The 20,586-nt window shown below is 46.7% G+C and carries 20 protein-coding genes; 14 read left to right on the forward strand and 6 right to left on the reverse strand.

Features of this window, described 5'->3' with window-relative positions; genetic code table 11:
* Window positions 1–31 precede the first annotated feature (31 nt).
* The 5 genes from EC604_RS09590 to EC604_RS09615 all read left to right on the forward strand — a co-directional run bounded on the left by EC604_RS09590 (window position 32) and on the right by EC604_RS09615 (window position 5,260).
* Window positions 32–1,000 carry a LacI family DNA-binding transcriptional regulator gene (locus EC604_RS09590; RefSeq protein ID WP_123063957.1) on the forward strand — a complete coding sequence of 323 codons (969 nt, stop codon included), beginning with the start codon at window positions 32–34 and terminating at the stop codon, window positions 998–1,000.
* A gap of 121 nt (window positions 1,001–1,121) precedes the next feature.
* Window positions 1,122–2,234 (forward strand): glycoside hydrolase family 88/105 protein, encoded by a 1,113-nt coding sequence (locus EC604_RS09595; RefSeq protein WP_123063958.1) that lies wholly within the window; start codon window positions 1,122–1,124, stop codon window positions 2,232–2,234.
* Window positions 2,231–3,277 carry a pectinesterase family protein gene (locus EC604_RS09600; RefSeq protein ID WP_123063959.1) on the forward strand — a complete coding sequence of 349 codons (1,047 nt, stop codon included), beginning with the start codon at window positions 2,231–2,233 and terminating at the stop codon, window positions 3,275–3,277. Before EC604_RS09595 ends, EC604_RS09600 begins: the two co-directional genes overlap by 4 nt.
* Window positions 3,278–3,634: 357 nt before the next feature.
* On the forward strand, window positions 3,635–4,963 hold the full coding sequence (locus EC604_RS09610; RefSeq protein WP_123063961.1) for a helix-turn-helix domain-containing protein: 1,329 nt from the start codon (window positions 3,635–3,637) through the stop codon (window positions 4,961–4,963).
* Between the two features lie 117 nt (window positions 4,964–5,080).
* Window positions 5,081–5,260 carry an aspartyl-phosphate phosphatase Spo0E family protein gene (locus tag EC604_RS09615; protein WP_240036751.1) on the forward strand — a complete coding sequence of 60 codons (180 nt, stop codon included), beginning with the start codon at window positions 5,081–5,083 and terminating at the stop codon, window positions 5,258–5,260.
* A 49-nt stretch (window positions 5,261–5,309) separates the two neighbouring features.
* On the opposite strand, the gene EC604_RS09620 is transcribed toward EC604_RS09615, so the two are convergent.
* The gene (locus EC604_RS09620; RefSeq protein ID WP_123064171.1) at window positions 5,310–6,152 is read right to left on the reverse strand and encodes an aldo/keto reductase; all 843 of its coding nucleotides are present in this window, start codon (window positions 6,150–6,152) and stop codon (window positions 5,310–5,312) included.
* Between the two features lie 206 nt (window positions 6,153–6,358).
* The gene (locus tag EC604_RS09625; RefSeq protein WP_123063963.1) at window positions 6,359–7,579 is read right to left on the reverse strand and encodes an MFS transporter; all 1,221 of its coding nucleotides are present in this window, start codon (window positions 7,577–7,579) and stop codon (window positions 6,359–6,361) included.
* Window positions 7,580–7,747: 168 nt separating this feature from the next.
* Here EC604_RS09625 and EC604_RS09630 point away from each other — a divergent pair, with 168 nt between their 5' ends.
* The 3 genes from EC604_RS09630 (at window position 7,748) to EC604_RS09640 (ending at window position 9,425) form a co-directional block, all read left to right on the forward strand.
* Window positions 7,748–8,146: a winged helix-turn-helix transcriptional regulator gene (locus tag EC604_RS09630; RefSeq protein ID WP_123063964.1), complete on the forward strand. Its 399-nt coding sequence runs from the start codon at window positions 7,748–7,750 to the stop codon at window positions 8,144–8,146.
* Entirely contained in the window at window positions 8,143–8,820 is a 678-nt protein-coding gene (locus tag EC604_RS09635) for a TIGR00266 family protein (protein ID WP_123063965.1), read from the forward strand. Before EC604_RS09630 ends, EC604_RS09635 begins: the two co-directional genes overlap by 4 nt.
* Before the next feature lie 143 nt (window positions 8,821–8,963).
* On the forward strand, window positions 8,964–9,425 hold the full coding sequence (locus EC604_RS09640) for a MarR family winged helix-turn-helix transcriptional regulator (protein ID WP_123063966.1): 462 nt from the start codon (window positions 8,964–8,966) through the stop codon (window positions 9,423–9,425).
* A 139-nt stretch (window positions 9,426–9,564) separates the two neighbouring features.
* Here the strand turns inward: EC604_RS09640 and EC604_RS09645 are convergent, their stop codons facing one another.
* The gene (locus tag EC604_RS09645; protein WP_123063967.1) at window positions 9,565–10,539 is read right to left on the reverse strand and encodes an aldo/keto reductase; all 975 of its coding nucleotides are present in this window, start codon (window positions 10,537–10,539) and stop codon (window positions 9,565–9,567) included.
* 82 nt (window positions 10,540–10,621) lie between these two features.
* Between EC604_RS09645 and EC604_RS09650 the strand changes: the two genes are divergently transcribed.
* Entirely contained in the window at window positions 10,622–11,713 is a 1,092-nt protein-coding gene (locus EC604_RS09650) for an LCP family protein (RefSeq protein ID WP_240036753.1), read from the forward strand.
* A 176-nt stretch (window positions 11,714–11,889) separates the two neighbouring features.
* Here the strand turns inward: EC604_RS09650 and EC604_RS09655 are convergent, their stop codons facing one another.
* The gene (locus tag EC604_RS09655) at window positions 11,890–12,480 is read right to left on the reverse strand and encodes an AAA family ATPase (protein WP_123063969.1); all 591 of its coding nucleotides are present in this window, start codon (window positions 12,478–12,480) and stop codon (window positions 11,890–11,892) included.
* A gap of 287 nt (window positions 12,481–12,767) precedes the next feature.
* On the opposite strand from EC604_RS09655, the gene EC604_RS09660 reads away from it, so the two are divergent.
* The 4 genes from EC604_RS09660 (at window position 12,768) to EC604_RS09675 (ending at window position 18,758) form a co-directional block, all read left to right on the forward strand.
* Window positions 12,768–13,565, forward strand: a complete 798-nt coding sequence (locus tag EC604_RS09660; RefSeq protein ID WP_123063970.1) for an IclR family transcriptional regulator — start codon at window positions 12,768–12,770, stop codon at window positions 13,563–13,565.
* A gap of 95 nt (window positions 13,566–13,660) precedes the next feature.
* Window positions 13,661–14,305 (forward strand): bifunctional 2-keto-4-hydroxyglutarate aldolase/2-keto-3-deoxy-6-phosphogluconate aldolase, encoded by a 645-nt coding sequence (locus EC604_RS09665; protein ID WP_123063971.1) that lies wholly within the window; start codon window positions 13,661–13,663, stop codon window positions 14,303–14,305.
* A gap of 293 nt (window positions 14,306–14,598) precedes the next feature.
* Window positions 14,599–15,915 (forward strand): MFS transporter, encoded by a 1,317-nt coding sequence (locus EC604_RS09670; RefSeq protein WP_123063972.1) that lies wholly within the window; start codon window positions 14,599–14,601, stop codon window positions 15,913–15,915.
* Window positions 15,916–16,181: 266 nt separating this feature from the next.
* Window positions 16,182–18,758, forward strand: coding sequence for a DUF2339 domain-containing protein (locus EC604_RS09675; RefSeq protein WP_123063973.1), 2,577 nt, complete (start codon window positions 16,182–16,184; stop codon window positions 18,756–18,758).
* A 145-nt stretch (window positions 18,759–18,903) separates the two neighbouring features.
* Here the strand turns inward: EC604_RS09675 and EC604_RS09680 are convergent, their stop codons facing one another.
* A complete protein-coding gene (locus EC604_RS09680) occupies window positions 18,904–19,329 on the reverse strand; it encodes a hypothetical protein (protein ID WP_123063974.1) in 426 nt (141 codons plus the stop codon).
* A gap of 116 nt (window positions 19,330–19,445) precedes the next feature.
* Window positions 19,446–19,601, reverse strand: a complete 156-nt coding sequence (locus tag EC604_RS29870) for a hypothetical protein (RefSeq protein ID WP_161556899.1) — start codon at window positions 19,599–19,601, stop codon at window positions 19,446–19,448.
* Between the two features lie 241 nt (window positions 19,602–19,842).
* On the opposite strand from EC604_RS29870, the gene EC604_RS09685 reads away from it, so the two are divergent.
* The gene (locus EC604_RS09685) at window positions 19,843–20,523 is read left to right on the forward strand and encodes an FHA domain-containing protein (protein WP_123063975.1); all 681 of its coding nucleotides are present in this window, start codon (window positions 19,843–19,845) and stop codon (window positions 20,521–20,523) included.
* The last annotated feature ends 63 nt before the right edge of the window (window positions 20,524–20,586 follow it).

The raw sequence follows: 20,586 nt of genomic DNA on the forward strand, positions 1-20,586 counted from the left end.
GTTTCAGGCATATGAGAGGTGTTGATTCAATTTGATTACCATTAAAGATATAGCGAAACTGGCGGGGGTAAGCTACAGCACGGTATCGAAAGCGCTGAATGATGATCCCCGGATCAAACCGGCGACCAAGCAGAAGGTGCTCGCGGTAGCGGAAAAACACCAATACCGGAAAAATATGCTGGCCCGGCAGCTCTCCACCGGCAGAAGCAATATCATCGGCTTTGTGCTGGACGAACTGAGCAATCCATTGTTCTCCAACATTTCGGGTAGCCTGCATACCGAGCTGAAGAAGCGAGGATATCAGATGATTCTGGTTGTTGCCGATGACGGGGTGGACGTGTTCAGCCAGCTGCGTGTCGATGGTTGTATTTTGTGGGACTATGCGCTGGACAACCGGGATGCATTCTGGAAAAAGTTTGCGACCTTGAACATGCCGTGTTTTGTACTCGGTACAGATGAAGCCCCGAATTCTCCTTACATCAAGATTGATCGTAAGGAGGGGCTGTACAAGGCCGTGGAGCATCTGAAGTCACTCGGTCACAGCCGAATTGGATTTATCGGTAACTCACAGCATGTGAAGCTGGAGGGATATCGGGAAGCCTTGCAGCGCACAGGACTGACTTTTAATGAGGACGATGTGTTGCCCGCGCATTCTTCGTGGGAGGACGGGTATTTCGCGATCCGGAATTATACGTTTGGTGCGGAGTCTCCCACGGCATTTATCGGCTTGAACAACCTCGTCACACGGGGAGCACTTCGGGCGTTGCTCGAAGCGGGCTACAGCGTGCCGCGTGATATCTCGATTATCGGTTATGACGATCTGCCGGATATGCAGTATGCCGAAGTAGCATTGACCACCATTGGCCCGCCGCTGGATGAACTGGCTGCTCAGGCGGCAGAGCTCATCGTCTCCCTGATTCGTGACGAGCAGGTGGATGTGCCGGTGGTCATCCAGCCGAAGCTGAATCTGCGTAATTCAACAGCAACGTGCCGGCAGTAATGCCGGCTTTATAGAAGATAGTTAGCTTAGAACGAATACGTAGAATGAGAGCAGTGGCTAGTAACAGATTCGATGCACGGTATTGCATTGGAATTCATATAAACTACTAGGAGGTAACGCGATGCAGGTACAGACGCAGTTATCCTGGTCTGAGCGAATTGCAGCTACGATCATGCAGCAATGTAACGAGGATGGTTTCCATGCATTTCCTTCAGGGCGATGGGCATACGTGGAAGGTATGACGTTAATGGCTATGGCACGAACAGGAGAAGAATACGGCAAGCAGGAATATATCGATTTTATGAAAAGACATATGGATCTGTATGTGCAGCCAGACGGCTCTATCGGTACGTATTCTCTGGAAGAATATAACCTGGACCAGATTAACCAAGGGAAGAACCTGTTTGCGTTGTTGGACGATGCCAAGGATGGACGTTATGCGGAGGCGGCTCATCTGCTCGCTGCGCAACTGGCAGGGCAGCCTCGCACATCCGAGGGTGGTTTCTGGCACAAAAAAATCTATCCGTTCCAGATGTGGCTGGATGGACTGTACATGTCTTCCCCTTTTCTCTCCCAATATGCGAAGACGTTTCAGCGTCCCGAGTTATGGGACGAGGTCGCGCATCAAATATTACTGATTGAACGCCAGACGCGTGATCCGCGTACCGGGCTGTTATACCACGGCTGGGATGAATCTAAAGAGCAGATTTGGGCCGACTCCTTGACTGGATGTTCCCCGCACTTCTGGAGCCGAGCTATGGGCTGGTATGCCATGGCCATCGTGGATAGCGTGGAACATTTCCCGCTGAATCATCCGAAACGAGGGACGATCATTGGTATCTTTGAGCGGATGTGTAACGCCTTGGTACGTGTACAGGAGCAGGAGAGCGGACTATGGTTCCAGGTGCTGGATCAAGGGTTCCGCAAAGGGAATTATTTGGAAGCTTCAGGGTCAAGCATGTTTGTATATGCCATTGCGAAAGGTGTACGTTTGCATTATCTGGAACCTCACTTCAGAGCTGCGGCGGAAAAAGGATGGCAAGGGCTTACCTCCAAGCTGGTGGAGGAGACCACTGAAGGCGTTCGGTTGAACGGCATCTGCCACGGTGCAGGATTGAGTCTGGATCGTGATGGCTCGTACGGCTACTATGTCAGCGAGGCCATTGTAAGCGATTCCTTTATGGGTGTTGCTCCGTTGTTGCTGGCGGCACTGGAAATGGAGCGTTTGCCATGACGGAGAAACGCTCGGCAGCGGATCTCGTGATGGAGTCATCTGCTCCCAGTATTACGGTTGCTTCTGACGGATCAGGAGATTATACAACCATTCAGGCGGCGGTGGATGCTCATCCGGATCATGGTACTCACGGCCTTCCGATTCGAGTGAAGGCAGGCGTATATTATGAGAAGCTGCACATGGATAAGCCGGGCATCCATCTGATTGGTGAGGGCGCCGAGCAGACGATCATCACCTATGATGACCATGCACTCAAGCGATTTCCCGACGGTTCACAGTATCATACATTCCATTCGTACACAGCGTTTATCGGGGCTGATGATTTCAAGGCGGAAGGCATCTCTTTCGTGAATTCGGCTGGGCCAGGCAGCGAGGTAGGACAGGCGCTAGCAGTCTATGTGGATGGAGATCGTGCTGTGTTCCGCGGATGCCGTTTTATCGGTCATCAGGATACGATCTTTACCGGACCGTTGCCTGAGCAACCGCTGGACCGCAGTTATTTCGGTGGGCCTCGTGACGGTGCCGAGCGCAGGAAGTTAAGACAGTACTTCGAGGATTGTTATATCGAAGGGGATATCGACTTTATTTTTGGCTCGGCTACGGTTGTGTTCAAGGGTTGTGAGATCTTCACGAAGAGTCGCTTGACGGAAGCGGAGGTTGCGGAAGGACATGTGAATGGCTGGATTACGGCGGCCTCTACACCAGAAGATATTCGTTACGGGTATGTGTTTATGGAATGTGATCTGACCAGCAATGCCCCTCCGCAATCGGTGTATCTGGGCAGGCCGTGGCGTAATCATTCCAAAGTCTGTTTCCTGAACTGCTGGCTCGGTGCGCATGTGAAACAGGAAGGCTGGCATAACTGGAACAAGGTCGAAGCGGAAACCACGGTTAATTACGCCGAATATAAAAGTGCCGGGCCAGGAGCCGGACGTGCCGATGTGCGCGTGCCTTGGTCTCACATACTGACAGAGGAAGAAGCAGCCGAGTATGCGTTGTCCCTCGTTCTGTCGGGGGAGGATGGCTGGAAGCCATTTGAATAAGCCGAGGCTGCAACTGGAGCGATGCAGGTATCTTGGCTGGGGTGAAGTTTTTTACAAGAAGGTTTTACAAAGTGAGAAGAGGCTGTGTCTAAATTTCGAATCGAATTTAGACACAGCCTCTTTGGTGCTTGTTAATCTCACGATTCCCGGAAATGTTATTTGGGCGATCATAACCCTTAAATAAACAGGGGATGGGATTGTGCTTAAGCCGGTTGTGCTATGATTCGGAATGGATAAATGGAGTATAGAAAATCATGTGTTAGATCATATTTTTTAGACCCATGAATGATTCTTACTTGGTATAGTTATATACAGGAAATTCAACCCATTACTTGTATATTAGCGGAGGTGTGTATGATGGAGTGTACAAATTCAATTCGAGAAAAATTGATGCAGTACATACAAGATAATCATATTAAACATTCACACTTTGCTGTGACATCAGGCATCAATTCAGGTACGCTCAGCCGTATATTACAGGGCAATAAACCCATATCTATGAATCAACTTATAGCGATTACCGCGGGTATGGGATTACCTGAAGATTATTTTTTTGATGATTATATAGACGAGTGTTTTTCAACCCTGATCTCCATCAGACGTATACGGCCGTTTATATTTCGTTGTGCTGATTTGGATAGGGTGGATTGTATCCAGCAAGTTACAAACCGTATTTTAGAAGACCTTGCTTATGTATCCGTATTATTTGATATAGCTGAGGAGTTATTTGAAAATAACCAACATATGGCTGCATCAGTTTTATACAGAGGGGTATGTGAAGCGGAAAAGTATCAGCATTCTGAACGTCTTGCACGTTGCCAATATCGTTTGTTTTTAATTGATCTAGGGGACAATATGGAAAAAAATGTACGAGCGGCAACTCGGTTCGAGACATACGTGAACCGACTGGATGAAGCCGATCAGCTTGAAGCACTAAAGCAACTATCCCATGCATTCGGAATGGCCCATAAGTGGGAGAAAGTGAATACACTAGCCCAAGAGATGCAACGAATCGCAACGATACAATATGAATTGCAACACCGTTCTGTTCGGCCGATAGAAGTAAAGAAAGAGACAGAAAAACCGCTTTATTATTATATTTTATACGCCTATCTGGCCCAAGCTACTGCAAGTGAGAAGTGCGGTGATTACAAAAGAGCACTGGATCTTGTAGGTTTATACGATAAAGGGGAACGCTGGATTCGGGAGAAAGACGAGCAAGCTGAACAGATTATTGGACAATTCTCAGAATGGGCTATTGCGAATACCTACCTGTATCGTCTGATGTCAGGAGAAGTGCAGATTATAGATGAATATGCTGATTATATAGCAACCCGTGAAGGGGAGATATTCATTGCTCTGTGGCACATGATCCAAGCAGCAAATATTTATCATTTCAATATTGACACGATTTTAGAACGATTTGCGGAATATATACCTTATCAATCGGGAAAAGCCGAATTCGGGGAGTATAAACCGACGATAATAAAAGAAAAATACGTCCAGTTCTTAGGGGATTTGGCCGTGTATCGCTTCATTGAGAGTAAGGATATTCTTTCTGCCACAGAGCTTATGTTGGAAGGCTTGAATCTATCCGTAGCTATGGGGAGTAGCACAATTCTTAATTCCTGTTTAGCTATTTTCGAAAAAATTAGAGATCGTTCAGAGTTATATGAAGCTAAGTAAGGCTAAAGTGGAAGTGTATTCGGTCGAATTTCATATAATAGAACTCTTTTTGTGCCTTTAAAACAATATTCTATAATCTGACATCAGATTCTACAATGTTTCAGAGGGGTTAATTTGATGAGAAAAAGTGTACTTATACAGTTGAAAATGGAGCGGGCCAGGGGCCGATTGAACGAACTTACAAAGGAATATAACGGATTTCTACATTCTGAAGTAATCAAGCAGTCCATGATCCTGGATAAACTCATTACCCAGTTTAATCATAAAGAAGAAACCAAAAACAAAGCCGATGGATAAATAATCGACTTTGTTTCATAGGTTAGTGGTGTTATTTTAACGAATTGAATTAAAAATCAAAGTTATCCGGGTCTGGGCCTACCCGCAAATTCTCGTTTAACGAGTTGATCTGTTCCATCTCTTCCGTGGACAGCGTGAAGTCAAAAATGGCTGCATTTTCGATAATCCGATGTTCTTTGGTTGATTTCGGAATGGTTACAACGCCATTCTGCAGATCCCAGCGAAGGATAACCTGTGCGATAGATTTACCTTTGGCTGCGGCGATCTCTGCTAGTACTGGGTTATCCAGAAGCTCACCTTGCATCAACGGTGACCAGGCTTCAAGCTGAATGCCATGTTGTTTGCAGAATGCTCGTAAATCTTCCTGCGTTAGACGGGGATGGTACTCCACTTGGTTGACCATCGGTTTCACTTGTGCATCCTGCATCAGATCTTGCAGGTGATGAATCTGAAAATTACTTACGCCAATGGCACGAATTCGGCCTGCTGCGTACAGTTCCTCCATGGCTTTCCATGCACCCTTATATTTACCGGCTTTGGGCCAGTGGATCAGGTATAGATCGAGAACTTCCAGTCCCAGCTTGCTCATCGTGGTTTCAAATGCGGCAAGTGTTTCTGTATAACCAAGATCAGCATTCCATACCTTAGAGGTAATAAACAGGTCTTCGCGCTTTAACCCGTTTTCTTGCAATGCCTCAGCAATGGCCTGTCCAACTCCTGCTTCATTGCCGTAGATCGCCGCCGTGTCGATACTGCGGTAACCTTGTTTGATTGCACTTTTTACCGCCTCAATCAGTTCGGATCCCTCTTCGACCTTGAATACGCCCAGGCCAAACCAAGGCATGTGAACACCGTTGTGTAATGTTGTTGTCGATTGTAGATTTTTTGCTATTGTCATGAGAAATCCTCCTTGAAATCTGTTTATATTTCCATATAGAGTGAAATTGCCAACAATTCATGATACAAAATTAAATCATAGTAGATCAAATAACGTCCAACCTATATAGTAACGTATATAGTATGTCGATATAATATGAGACCAGATATGGATTCGAGCGGTCTCTGATCTATAACAAGAAAGGTTACTTTTCTACTAGATCAAACCTTAACAAAATTTGTATCCAACCTGTCTGAGTTTGTGGTAACTTGCTGTTCAAGATGTTGCGCCCATAACGTCAGGATTGCCGCAATGAGCACCATTAATGCACCGACCCAGGTGGTGTGGATCAAACCGATGGAGTCATTCACGACGCCGCCCAGATAGGCACCTATAGCGATACCTCCGTTAAACGCGGCAATGTTAAAGGCAGACGCGACATCTTTGGCTTGTGGTGCAAACCTTTCTGCGAGTGTAACCACAACCACTTGAAGGCCAGGTACATTCATGAAAGCGAGCAGCCCCATGCCCATAATAGTCACGAGTGCGGCCCATTTGAACGGAACGGTGAAATACAGGATGCCAAGGATGATCGTTTGCACAACGAACATGACAAGAAGTGACTTCAATGGATTGCGGTTGGCTGCTTTACCGCCGATCATGTTACCAATGGCAATGGCCACACCGTATAACAGCAGAATGAAAGCAATCATTTGATCCGAATAACCGCTAATGTCATGCAATAGCGGAGACAAGTATGTGAACACAACAAATGTGCCTCCGTAGCCTACGGCCGTGATGATAAAAGCAAGCATCAAACGACCGCCCGTTACGAGTTTCACCTGATCTCGAAAGGCTGTACGTATACCGCGTTGTAACGTTGAGGGCACAAGCAAGAGGTTAACGATCAAGGCAAGGATGCCAACAGCTGCAATCAGGATAAAGGCGGCTCGCCAGCCAACATGTTGGCCTACGAATGTACCAATAGGCACACCCGTTACCGTTGCAATGGTCAGACCCGAGAACATCGTGGCAATAGCGCTTGCTCTGCGGCCTTCGGGTACCAAATCAGCTGCTATGGTAGAGCCAATCGACATGAACAAGCCATGTGCGAGAGCTGATATCACCCGTGCGATAAGAAGCACAGTAATCCCGGTGGATAAGGATGCCAGGGTATTGCCGGCAATAAAAACCATCATGATGGCCAGCAGCAATGTTTTGCGTGATATAGCAGACGTCAGTGATGTCAGGATCGGTGCACCGAACATGACACCCAGAGCATATATGGTAACGGTCAGCCCCGCTGAAGATACACTAATATGAAAATCATTTGCGATCAGAGGCAAGAGTCCTACACTGATAAACTCTGTTGTACCGATGGCAAAAGCGCTGATTGCTAATGCCAGTAGCGCCCAAGTGCTGTGTTTTGTCTCATGATGCATGTCCTGTTCAACTCCTAGAATGTAGATTTGCTTACCGGCAAATGCTATTATGAATTATTCGGTATAACATGAACAGTACGTACTTTTTAGTACCCTACGTACTTTTTGGTGCCTATACATTAGCATGAACGGAAGCAAATAATAGATGCATCGGGGAGGAAGACAACGATGGAGCGCAAAAAATATAATATATCCGTTGAAGCAACGCTGGAGGTTATTGGCGGCAAATGGAAGTGTGTTATTCTCTGTCACCTGACACATGGAAAGAAACGAACCAGTGATCTAAAGCGTATTATGCCCGCAATCACCCAGAAGATGTTAACGCAGCAACTACGTGAGCTGGAGAATGACGGTATTGTAAAAAGAATCGTGTACAATCAGGTGCCACCCAAGGTAGAGTATGAACTGAGTGATTACGGCCGGAGTTTAGAGCCGATTCTGACCGCACTATGTAATTGGGGTGACCAGCATATCATCAAGGAATATGGTGACAAAGCAGCTGTGCTGGAAGATAACGGACTCAATGACTTTACTACTGACAATGACAGGGAGCTGATGAAACCGTGAGATACGAAATTCTATACGATGGCGCATTTGCTATGCTTAAGGTAGAGTTACAGCGTGGAGAGCGTTTCAAGGCTGAGAGTGGAGCCATGGTGTCCATGTCGCCTACCGTTGAACTCAAAGGATCAGCCGAAGGCGGCATGCTCGCTGGATTTGGCCGCATGCTGAGTGGAGAGAAATTTTTCTTTCAGGAATTGACGGCAGCCGGGGGGAACGCGGAGATTTTGTTATCTCCAACAACACTGGGCAGTGTGGAGGCAGTAGAACTGGATGGTTCGTACTCTCTCTATGTACAGAAGGACGGATTTCTGGCAGGAACAGAAGGCATTCAGGTGAATACCAAAATGCAGAATCTGAAAAAAGGTCTTTTTTCCGGAGAAGGCTTCTTTATTATTGAGATTAGCGGACGAGGCACTGTGTTTCTGTCCTCCTATGGTGCGATACATCCTATACAACTGGCTGCTGGCGAAGAGATTATTGTCGATAATGCCCACTTGGTAGCTTGGCCTCATTACGTTGATTATCGCATCGAAAAAGCATCCCAAGGCTGGTTGTCCAGTGTGACGAGTGGCGAAGGGTTAGTTTGCCGCTTTCGAGGAGAGGGTACCGTCCTAATCCAGAGTCGAAATCCACAGGGATTTGGTCAATGGATAAAACAGTTTATTCCTACACGATAAATCGTTATATTATTTCATAGATGAATGAACAGAGGTGCAACGGAAGTGTATTTCGAAGCGTTATTATAACAGTTTCCTTATACCATGTATGATATATACATACAACTCTGTTGCACAAGATCGTACATCACGGAGGTAGAACAATGAAAAGCTCACGATACACGAATCCGCAAGATAGTCCCGGATACTTGTTATGGCAGGTAACCACAATGTGGCAGAAGGAAGTACGGAGGGTTCTGGAACCGCTTGATCTGACTCAGCCGCAATTTATATTATTGCATACATGTCTATGGCTTAATGAACGCGACTCGGAAGGCAAGGGAGTCACCCAGGTACAGATTGCTCATTTTGCCAATGTAGACGTTAATGTTACCTCCCAAGTGTTACGAGCCCTTGAAAAGAGAGGATACGTTAAGCGTGCGCGTCATCATACGGATACACGGGCGAATATCATTACGACAACGCCAGAGGGGACGAGGCTGGCGATTGAAGGCATGAATCTCGTGGAGGAATCCGATAAAAACTTCTTCGAGCTTTTAGCGGATCGTAGAGAAGGTTATATGGAAATCATGCAGGAATTCATCAGGCACAGAGCGGATCAATAATACAGATACTACTTTTAATTTTCATCAGCGGCTTCCGTTTGCATGAAGTGGATTCATGATATATCTTGCGCGAAAAATGACGAAAAATGGATAAACCTCCTAACCGTGTAAGGTTGGAAGGTTTATTTGTCATTGGAATCTAATCTAGTCTATAAGATGCGAATGGCTGACCATGACGGAAGTCCTCGCTGAGTTGATCAAGTTCAGTCAGTAATTCATCTGAAAGTTTTAGATCAAGGCTAGCCAGATTGTGTTCCAGCTGCTCCGTCTGCGTGGCTCCCACGATTACCGTGGATACGGCCGGACGAGTTAGCAGCCATGCCAGCGATAGTGTACTTGGAGAGCAACCGGCAGCCTCTGCCTTGGCGCTTACCTGTTCACTAAGCTGAATATTATGTTCCAGCAGGAAGCGGTTGAAGGAAGGGTCGGTATCTGCTCTGGAGCCAGAAGGTATGCTGGCTTGTCCATTGTATTTCCCCGTCAGGATGCCGCCAGCCAGTGGGAAATATGGGATAATGCCGACACCTTGATCGAGACATAGCGGAACGAGTTCGTTCTCAGGTGTGCGGTCGGCGAGCGAGTAGCTGGTTTGCGTGGAGATATACCGCGCATATCCGCGCATCTCGCTGATGCCGAGGGCTTTCATCAGTTCCCAGGCGGCGTAATTGGAGGCGCCGATGTAGCGCACTTTGCCGGACGTGATCATGTCGTCGAGCGTACGCAACGTTTCATCCAGCGGGGTATGCGGGTCGAAGGTATGGATCTGGTACAGATCAACATAATCCGTCTGCAGACGCCGCAGGCTATATTCCAGCTCTTGCTGGAGATGGTAGCGCGAGGAGCCGCGCCCATGGGGACCATCATGCCGGGGCAAGCCGGCTTTGGTAGCAAGCACTGCGTTTTCCCGCCGACCGGCTAGTGCCTGTCCGATAATTCGTTCTGATTCTGTGCCAGCATAGATGTTGGCGGTGTCAATAAAGTTGATGCCACGGTCCAGTGCTGCATGAAGAATGCGGGTCGAAGCGGCTTGATCAGCTCTTTTGCCAAATGCATTTGTGCCCAGCCCCAGCGCCGATACACGCAGACCGCTGTTGCCTAAACGTCGATATTCCATCTCTCATCGCTCCTTCTGTGTCCAGTATTTGTATAGCCGATTATATCGTAATCTATTGAAAACGTGTTATTAATATAGTTAAATGAATGAAGAAACCGCAACTAAAGGAGATATGATGGAAAACAGTGCTGCACATTTAACCCGACGGAAGCCGAAAAAACCGAAGAAAAAATGGAAGAAGCCGCTCATCATCATACTGAGCCTATTGATTGTGCTCGGAGGCATCGGATTTATCTATCAGAAGCAACTCGTTGTGCTGGCATTTAACCTGTTCGCCTCAGGTACGGTGAAGGAAGCTTTGGATGATTCGTTTAAACCCGCAGGGGATAAGGATGCGCCTGTTGTTCAGCATACCGATCCTTTTTCACTGTTGCTACTGGGCATCGACCAGCGGGATAATGAACCAAGCCGTTCGGACACGATCATTTATTCTGTCGTGCGTCCAGAGGATAATAAAGTGTTACTGTTATCCATTCCGCGTGACTCCTACACCGAAATTGTGGGTCGTGATGTGAAATCGAAAATTAACTCGGCTTATGCGCACGGCGAAGCCAAGATGGCAATGGACACGGTGGAGAAGCTGTTGGAGAACAAAGTAGACTTCTATGCGGCGATTAACTTTCATGGCTTGAAGGACATCGTCGATGCGGTTGGGGGTGTTGAGCTGCCGATCAAGAAAAACATAGAGAACAAACTTAAGATCCATGAGAAGTTATTCGTAGAGGCTAATAAACCGATCTATAATGGCGAAGAGGCGCTGGGATATGTACGATATCGGGAGGATTCTGATTTCAATCGTACGATGCGTCACCGGATTTTCTTAAGTAGCTTTATGAATCGTGCGCTGGAGGTCAAAAATCTGACCAAAATCCCAGATATCATCAAGATTGCCGGATCGAATTTTACAACAAATATGAAATCGGACTTTATCGTGAATTTTGCCGAGTCTCTATATATGAAAGACAGCATTCCAACTATCAGCAATTACATGCTGAAGGGCGATGGGAAGATGCGCAGTGGTACCTGGTACTACGATCTGTCTGAGGACGATCTGAAATATGTACGCGGTATGATTGCCAGCTGGCTGGACCCGAATACAACACAGCTTATTGAGCCTGAATCGACAGATGAAAGCGGCAAAGCAGATACAAGTGATACAGCAGATAAAAGCTAGATTCACATCAATGGGGAACAGTGGATCTTCGCGGCCTTGATGAATAGATAACTATATGATAAAAAAACACCAAAGTACACAGCAGGGCAGATGCTCTCTGTGTACTTTTTTTGATGCGTATTGATATGGATATTCATACGGGTGTCAGATTCATATGTTTTCGTTTAAGGTCAGTGCTAAGAACCAAGTGAGGTTACAGCTAAGGGCAACTGTGAAGTCAGCTGTTCCAGATCCAAATTTTCTGAACTGTTATCAACAGAGACAAGCTTTACATTTTCCCACGTACAGACGTTGGCTTTCAATCCTTGCACAAAAGTATCCCAATGCTCGAGCTTCCATCTGTCCCTCTCCAACCCTCGATTTCGCAAGCGCTGTTCAAGCACATCCATATTTACATCGACCCGGAGCACAACAGGAATGACCTGATCCCACCCGTATTTGTGAACCAACTCATCAATGTAATCGCTTTTATGAAAATAACCAACAAAAGGCGCATCCAGAATAACCGATCTGCCTAGTTGCAGATTGTCGTTGGCTACGTTTAGTAACGTTTCGTACTCTAGATCCATCACGACATCGCGGTAATAGCCGTTGCCGTCACGATCATGAGGAGAATACCCTTGCGTTTCCAGAAGTTTGCCTGTAAACGTGTTACACAAAACATCTTTATCCAAGTAACAAAATTGATGCTCGGTGGCTAGTCTCTTGCCGATGGTTGATTTACCCGAGCCAGCGGAGCCAATTAGAAAAATCAGTACAGGTTTCATGTGCTTCCCCCTACAGATGATCAGGATCATATCGATCATGAATAGATTTTACTCTTTATATAGTTCGCATATACGAACCTGATTCGCGTTGGTGAACATTTGCTTCTAGAGTAAACTGTTTCTCTCAGAAAAACAATCCCTTTTGGGGAAAAAGAATTCATAAAAAAATTTTCGGGAAAGCGGTTGATATTTTCTGAAGGCCTGATCTATAATGAGGGCATCGTTCGGTGATGTGAAATAAGTTCACATATGCGAACTTCGACGTCGAAGAATTTGAAGGAGATAACATGGACAATATTCGCATGAATAAATCTGCGGAGCGTGTAGCAGATTTACTCGTTTTATTTGCCAAGAGTGGTGCTCCGTTAACACTGAATGAAATATGCAAACAGATGAACATGCCCAAGAGCAGCGGGTTTGAACTCGTGCAGACGTTGCTGCACAAAGGGTTTATTGAAATGGACGATGCACGTCTCAAGACATATCGCCTGGGTATTGCAGTATTTGAGACAGGTATGGCTTATTTGTCCAATATGGGAGTTCCCCATATGGCCCGGCCTTTGCTTCAGGAATTGAATCGTCAGACAGGCAGTACGGCCTTTCTTGGCATTGAAGACAAGGGAAGGATTGTATATCTGGACAAAGCGGAGAGTTATTCCGTGATGCGTCCAACGGCCAAGCTGGGCTCTCGCCGGTATATGCATACTACCGGACTGGGTAAGGCGTTGCTCGCAGCTCTTCCAACCAGCAAAGTGCTGGAGATTTTGGGAGAAGGCGAGATTCCTTCGCGCACATCCTACTCCAAAGTGACGGTTCCCGATATTTTGCAGGACATGCAGGAGATTCGTGAGCGCGGTTACTCTATCGATGACCGTGAGGATCATCTGGAGATGTACTGCATCGGGTCTGCTGTCTATGATCAGTGGGACGAGCCGGTGGCTGCAATCAGTGTAGCTAGTATGTATTCCGGCATGACCCCGGAACGTGAGGCTAGCATTGTAAAGCTGGTTAAAGAAGCCGCATGGAAGCTCTCAGGTCAGCTGGGCTACAGCGGTGATCGTTTGTATCCGCAAAGACAAGAGTAGGGCGATGTGGAGAGAGGTTATTCTATCATCGGAGTGAATTGTGTAAAGTCTTTAGTTCAATTTATATAGACATATGAGTTAAGGGGGATACAGATATGTGGCGTAAGCTGGAGAACTTGAACACCATTGCCGAAACCGGCATTGTACTGATTATTCGATCAGAAAGTGAAGAAGAGGCACTATCCGTTGCAGAAGCTGCAATTGCAGGAGGAATCCGGGCGCTTGAAATCACGATGAGTGTACCGGGAGCGCTTGATGTTATCAAGGTTTTATCACGTAAATATGCTTCCCAAGGCATTCTGATCGGTGCAGGTACAATTCTCGATGGGGAAACGGCGCGAGCTGCTATACTGGCTGGAGCAGAGATGCTGGTGAGTCCTCAACTCAACCCTGATATGATCAAGGTGGCTAACCGTTACCAGGCCGTAACCGTTAGTGGGGCGTTCACTGCCAAGGAGATCGTAGAGACACTTGAAGCGGGAGCGGATATCGTGAAGCTGTTCCCGGCAGAAGCTGTAGGGCCACAGTATGTAAAAGCGATGTCTGCGCCTTTGCCTCAAGCTGCGATTGCGCCTACGGGTGGAGTTACGCCGCAAAATGTGCATGAGTGGCTTACAGCTGGCTGTGTTGGCGTTGGTGTCGGCAGTTATATCACCAAAGCAGCCAAGGATTCCGGTGATTATGGACGAGTAACAAAGGCTGCCGAAGAGTTTCTGCAGGCGGTAGCTGCTGCGCGTTAATTAACCCAAGAAGATCAGATAACCCGTGCGCGTGTAAACGAAGTTCACAGCGACCAGGGCTTTGCACTACGCTGGTCGTTGTGAGTATGCAGGGGGACGAAGGGCTGGAGCTTGTTGGGACAGCAGCAGAGATATAAAGCGCTTTTACCCAGTTATGAAAACGTATACTTCATTGAAATCTTCCCCTTACTGGGGGAAGAGCAGGGCTTGCTCAAACTTTTAATTTCCATATTTATTCATTATATATAATTTGAGTAATTTAATATTTATGTATGTTGAGGAGAGTGACTTCCATGGCAACATTAAAACCATCGCCATCCCCTGCTTCGGTACCTCAAGCACCGAAAGTAGGTTTGAGATGGGGCATCATTTTACTATTGCTCCTGGGTGCAGTTGTGAATTATTTGGACAGATCCAATCTAAGCATTGCAAATACAACGATAGCAGCAGAATTCGGGCTGTCGTCCACACAGATGGGTTTGCTGTTATCCGCTTTTTTATGGCCTTATGCATTGGCTAATCTACCAGCTGGCTGGCTCGTGGACAAATTTGGACCTAAAAAGATGTTTACTTGGGCGTCTGGACTGTGGTCTGTCGCAACCATACTCAGTGCGTTTACCAATACGTATTCCCTGTTATACGCGATGCGGATGCTGCTTGGTGTATCGGAGTCTCCCTTTTTCACTTCGGGTTTGAAGGTTACCGAGCGCTGGTTTGCCAAGAGTGAGCGGGGACTGCCGACCTCGATCATTAACACGGGTTCACAGATTGCAAATGCCATCGCACCACCGCTTTTGACGGTTCTAATGTTAACGATGACGTGGAGAGGTATGTTTATTTTTGTGGGTGTCATTGGTCTGATTATTATGCTGATCTGGCTTAAAGTGTATCGTGATCCGACATTTGCCGAAAAACAGCTGATCAAAGGGCCGGTGGCTGCAGCTGAACAGAGCACAGATATGGAAAAAGAAAAAACTGCTGATGCTCCGAAAGCAAACTGGGGTTCATTGTTCAAACACAAAAGCACCTGGTTTATGATCATCGGAAACTTCGGTATTATGTTTACGATCTGGGTATACCTGACATGGCTTCCAAGCTATCTGGAGAAGGAGCAGGGCTTTACGCTGAAGGAAACGGGCTGGATTGCCTCGATTCCGTTTGTAGCCGGAATTATCGGCGTACTGTTGGGCGGGTTAATCTCGGACTTTTTCATTCGAAAAGGGGTAAATGCAGTCACCTCACGTAAGGTTCCTATCGTTGGTGGAGCTATTCTGGCCGCAGCGTCGGTAGCGCCTATCCCATTCATCGACAGTACGGTTGTGAGTATCGTTTTATTGTCTGTTGGTTACTTTGCTTCGCAACTACCATCAGGTGTCATATGGACACTGGCTGCAGATATTGCTCCGGGTGAACAAGTAGCCTCCTTGGGTGCAATACAGAACTTTGGCGGATTCTTGGGTGCTGCGCTTGCTCCTGTTGTAACCGGATACATTCTCGATACGACAGGCAGCTTTAATAATGTGTTTTTGCTGGGCGCAGGTTTGCTGCTTCTGGGCGCTTTGTCGTACGGTGTATTTTTGAAAAACCCCATCCCTAAACCGACGCATTGAGTCGATTAACGAAAATGACATTCTATAATTACCTTCCATAGTATATTTGGATCGTTTTTAGATATCTCCACGCTGCTTTTATTAATAAGCATCAGCATCTTCTGGCATCTGTGATATCACAGACCTGGAGTGCTGGTGTTTTTTATGTTTTATATGTAGATCCTCAGAAATGCATCAGATGGAAAGTTATCATGAAAACCTCAATTTTTGCCATAAGTATAGTAAAATATAGGAAAACATCTTATGACAACCAATGGAGGAAGTCCATGAAGGAATTTAAGGATCGGCTTAGGCAGGTTCAGGAGCAGCAGAGGCAACTCGCCAAGGACTATCAGGCCTTACTGCAGGAGTATCAGTCCGATGACCTTACGGTTCGCAATGAACAGTTGCTGGAACAGACGGAAGCGCAGCAATTTAAACTGCAACAACTGGAACGTCGTGCACGCCAGATGGAAGAGGAAAATGCGCGTCTTCGCATGGCGTTGTCCGAGCAGATGCTGGACGAGAAGCTGAATCTGATCCGGGTATCCCGGGAGAAGATGGAGACCTATTTTCAAGGGAAAACAGCAGTACATAATGACCATATCAGCGAATTAGAGCATCGCACCAAATCTAATCTGAATACTCTCTTCAATCAGGCTTCCCAGCATCTGCAAGAGGATGCGGCTGAGATGAAGGAACAGATTGCCTATCTGGCAACCGAGGTGAATGCGCGGATCGAATCGCACAAGCAGGCAGTATGGGAGAGAGCCGAGGCTGTGCGCGGACAGATGCAGCATAGTTATGACCAGATGGCAGAGGAGGAACTGAGTGAGGAAACGATCCAGCGCCGAATCAAGCAGAACCGGATGGAGATGCGCATTGGACTAAGCTGGATTAACAAAGTAGCCATCCTGCTCATTATTTTGGGGGTAGGAGCAGCCTTCCGATATTCTTATTCAACATGGTTTAGCGATGAGATGAAGGGTGCGGGTTTCTTTCTGCTTGGTGTACTGATGCTCGCAGGTGGGGAATGGCTGTTCCGCCGGAAAAAGAAAACATTTGCAATGGGATTGCTAGGCGGAGGAATCTCCGTGCTGTTCGGTTCGATCTTCTACAGTTACTTTCTGCTTCAGATCATCGGGTTATATACAGGTCTCGGTCTATCCGTTCTGGTGTCGGCCGTGTCCGTGTTGTTGTCGTTGCGGTATCAGTCCAAGACGATCTGTTCCTTTGGTCTTGTGGGTGGATATTTGCCTTTCTTCTCGTACCTTTTTACGTTTGGGCTGGAAGGCACAGCGGTCTATACCGCAATGATCTATCTGTTGTTGCTGAACGGCATCATTGTGTTTATTTCCTTTGGGCAGCGTTGGCCGGTGGTGCACTATATCAGTTTCCTGTTCCACGCGCCGTCCATGCTGATTCTGCTGTGGCTGTCGCCAAGTGAACAGGTGGGTATGCTGTATTCTGTGGTGACTTTTGCTCTGTATCTGGGTATTACGCTTGCGTATCCGTTTAAACATCGGGTGAAGCTGACCTGGTGGGATTTTGCTTTGTTAGCGATGAATACAAGCTTGAGTTGTCTTGTTTTATATGTATTGCTTGATGCGGCGGGCTGGAATGATGCGCAGGGCTTGCTTGCTGTTATTTTTGCACTCGTCTATCTCGGACTTGCGAGGTTCGTTCAGCGTTATATGGCGCTGGAGAAGCAGACAATTCTACTGTTCTATCTTACGTCGCTCACCTTTACCATTCTGTTTGTTCCGTTCCAGTTTGGTTCGAGATGGCTGTCGATGGGCTGGCTGATCGAAGGAGTGCTGCTCGTTACGTTTGGACATTTCAGAAAGTTCAAGGCGGTGGAACGTGCGGGTTGGGGCATTGTGCTCCTATGTATTACAATCTTTGTGCAGTATGATTTGTTATCGTTATTCTTTGTGGGGGAACAATCGTATTTCATGTTAAAATACTCCAGCCTTACGCTGGGCACCCTGCTCATTACGCTTTATTATGCTTGGGCACTGCGCGGAAATGCCTCCGAAGGAATGGGAAGAAGCTTCAACTACGCCCCATGGGAGCGCGGTTTCCTGGAAGGTTTCAGGTACGTGACCCTTGTGAATGTATGGTTATACGTGCTCTATGAATCGAACGAACTGTATGTCAGGGCTGTTGATGAAACGTTCGTCTTGTACATGTTCTACAAGATGCTTATGTTTGCTGCGCTGACGATTGCTTTGGCGTATGGACTGGGCAAAGTGAAATGGCTTCGTGACCCGTTCCTGCGTGGGTATACACTCTTCTTGCATGCGGTTGGATGCTGTATTGCACTGGCTGTCACTTTGACAATGCCTGCATTGCAGCCAGGTGTGGAACAGCATACGGCGGCCGAGATTGTCGGACTGATTGTCCTGATTATTTTCAACGTAGGTGTGTTCTTCGCTGGGCGTGACCTGCTCATTGCAAGCATCCGTGGTCAGTTCAAAAGTGTGGAGTGGTATCCTGTTATTGCAGGGACCTATCTGCTCGGCGTCATAACGGTGTTTCTGACCATTCAATTCCAGTGGGGCGATGTCGGGCTGATGTTTAGCCTGATCTATCTGATGCTGGCGATTCTCTATATTGCGTACGGATTCCGTCGAAAATACGTCATGATTCGGCGTCTCGGTCTGGGCCTGACGCTGTTCGCCACGGGCAAGATGGTGTTCTACGATGTCAGTCTCCTGACCGCAGGCAGCAAAATCTTTGCATATTTCAGTTTTGGTGTGTTGCTGTTGGGTATTTCGTATCTGTATCAGAAGGTGTCCAGCCGGATGGAGGAGATACAGGCGAAGGAGAGCGCGGCGAAGGTCGAAGAAACAGATGATTAACAGAATTGATGCAGGCGTATAACCAGTGTTGTTGTACTAATCATGTTAGAAAACGCTGTGCTTGCTACGTTGCATACTTCGTTGAACGTTGTCAAAGGACTCTGGAATGGAAGTGATTTCAGAGTCCTTTTTAGTGCAATAAGAGCTATGGGATGGCTTCGTAAAGCTCAGTCATGAGGTCTGCCAGTTCACCTTGAGGCTCAATTGGCTGATGGTTCATATGGGTAGGTGTCATATAAAATATGACGTTTTCTTGTTTAAACATGGTCACATGAAACAGAACCCCTGTTGTGTCTTCTGCATCTGGATGCTGAACAATATTTACATGTCGAATCTTTTCAATCCAGTCATGAATCAACTGAAGATTGGTTGTCCTTTTTGTAGAACCGTCACTGCCACTCATGATTTCAATTGAATCTACTTCCGTAATGTTATCCGGATAGAATGACCCCAGCTCTCGTGGAGTTTTATTTAATTCCGCTGGATTGGGCCGATCCGAGCTTTGACAACTGCTAAGGATCAAAGCAGCAAAAAGAGCACATGTGATCGCGTGAATGGTATTTCTTTTCACTGTAATTCCTCCCCTTATATCGTGGAACGTAAGACGTGCTGCAAATGTTACGCATCGATGACATTCGTGAAACGTTTTGCACAGGAGTCGCGTTTATAATAGAGTAGCTGCCACATTTAAGGTTGATTGTTCATACGAAGCCAGGAGATTTCGGAGGCCGATGTCCCTTCTGGTGATACACCGCCATCGTCACTCACGCGTGACAGCACGGTTAGGGTGATCGATAAAGCGAAGGCAAGCAGTACGTATATCAAAATGGTTTTTTTCTTCATGGGAAATACCTCTCTTGTTGAATAAGCTAAAGCGTCCGTCGGGGCGTTATGAGAAAAAAAGCACAACGTCTGGTATAGTAATAGAATGAGTAATGAGTGTTTAAGTCTGTTTAAGTCTATGGTGTTCCTGTATATCACTATATGAAATGGCAGGCATGCAAACAATGGAACAAATCTGATGAATTTATCAGTACTAGAATGAAAAGATAGAGATCGAGTGACATTAAAGGTGGGGAATAACATGCGGGAGACGGCAAAAATCGTCATTCGTACGCCGGGACAGGAGAGCGATGGTTCATTCGCCTATGTGAGCCAGGGGCGCTCGATTACGGTGGGGCGTTACACAGGTGTCAGTGAACTGGACTTGTCCATCTATAATCAGATGATATCGAAGCGGCATTGCCGCATTCATTATGACACGAAAGAACAGCTCTGGATCGAGGATCTGGATAGTAAAAATGGAACCGAACTTAACGGGCAGCGCCTTGTCCCATATGAGAAATATCCGTTTGGCGAAGGGGACAGCCTGACACTGGTCAACGGTTTGATTCACCTTCGAGTGGAAGGCGATCTCGGGGAGACGAGAGAATACCGTATATCGGACTTGCTCGGTGAAGGTGTGCGTTTACAGGATCATTTGCAGACAGTGCAGGTGAACGAGGATGAGATTCCCTTATCGAAAAAGGAGTATCAACTGTTCAAACTGCTGTACAGTGAACTGGATCATTTTGTCACGAGGGAGCAGATCATTGCTCAGGTGTGGCCAGAACGAAGTATGCTGGAGAGTGATCCGGTGGGTATCGATGAGATTAACTCGCTCATCTACCGCACGAATCGCAAGCTGGGTATTCATTTTACTATTAAATCCGTGTACAAAAAAGGGGTATACATGAAATCTCATGTCGGGGAAACTGGCGAATAGTTGCATCATATCCTCTAGACAGAAATACCAAGTAACAATGATCATGCCTTTTATAAGAATATG

This window comes from Paenibacillus amylolyticus (assembly GCF_003719335.1).
Lineage (GTDB): Bacteria > Bacillota > Bacilli > Paenibacillales > Paenibacillaceae > Paenibacillus > Paenibacillus amylolyticus_D.

What these genes read in the sequence shown, in the direction of transcription:
- EC604_RS09595 (WP_123063958.1), top strand. Translation starts at nt 1,122, where the DNA reads ATGCAGGTACAGACGCAGTTATCCTGGTCTGAGCGAATTGCAGCTACG.
- EC604_RS09600 (WP_123063959.1), top strand. Translation starts at nt 2,231, where the DNA reads ATGACGGAGAAACGCTCGGCAGCGGATCTCGTGATGGAGTCATCTGCT.
- EC604_RS09610 (WP_123063961.1), top strand. Translation starts at nt 3,635, where the DNA reads ATGGAGTGTACAAATTCAATTCGAGAAAAATTGATGCAGTACATACAA.
- EC604_RS09615 (WP_240036751.1), top strand. Translation starts at nt 5,081, where the DNA reads ATGAGAAAAAGTGTACTTATACAGTTGAAAATGGAGCGGGCCAGGGGC.
- EC604_RS09625 (WP_123063963.1), bottom strand. Translation starts at nt 7,579, where the DNA reads ATGCATCATGAGACAAAACACAGCACTTGGGCGCTACTGGCATTAGCA.
- EC604_RS09630 (WP_123063964.1), top strand. Translation starts at nt 7,748, where the DNA reads ATGGAGCGCAAAAAATATAATATATCCGTTGAAGCAACGCTGGAGGTT.
- EC604_RS09640 (WP_123063966.1), top strand. Translation starts at nt 8,964, where the DNA reads ATGAAAAGCTCACGATACACGAATCCGCAAGATAGTCCCGGATACTTG.
- EC604_RS09645 (WP_123063967.1), bottom strand. Translation starts at nt 10,539, where the DNA reads ATGGAATATCGACGTTTAGGCAACAGCGGTCTGCGTGTATCGGCGCTG.
- EC604_RS09650 (WP_240036753.1), top strand. Translation starts at nt 10,622, where the DNA reads ATGAATGAAGAAACCGCAACTAAAGGAGATATGATGGAAAACAGTGCT.
- EC604_RS09655 (WP_123063969.1), bottom strand. Translation starts at nt 12,480, where the DNA reads ATGAAACCTGTACTGATTTTTCTAATTGGCTCCGCTGGCTCGGGTAAA.
- EC604_RS09660 (WP_123063970.1), top strand. Translation starts at nt 12,768, where the DNA reads ATGGACAATATTCGCATGAATAAATCTGCGGAGCGTGTAGCAGATTTA.
- EC604_RS09665 (WP_123063971.1), top strand. Translation starts at nt 13,661, where the DNA reads ATGTGGCGTAAGCTGGAGAACTTGAACACCATTGCCGAAACCGGCATT.
- EC604_RS09670 (WP_123063972.1), top strand. Translation starts at nt 14,599, where the DNA reads ATGGCAACATTAAAACCATCGCCATCCCCTGCTTCGGTACCTCAAGCA.
- EC604_RS09675 (WP_123063973.1), top strand. Translation starts at nt 16,182, where the DNA reads ATGAAGGAATTTAAGGATCGGCTTAGGCAGGTTCAGGAGCAGCAGAGG.
- EC604_RS29870 (WP_161556899.1), bottom strand. Translation starts at nt 19,601, where the DNA reads ATGAAGAAAAAAACCATTTTGATATACGTACTGCTTGCCTTCGCTTTA.
- EC604_RS09685 (WP_123063975.1), top strand. Translation starts at nt 19,843, where the DNA reads ATGCGGGAGACGGCAAAAATCGTCATTCGTACGCCGGGACAGGAGAGC.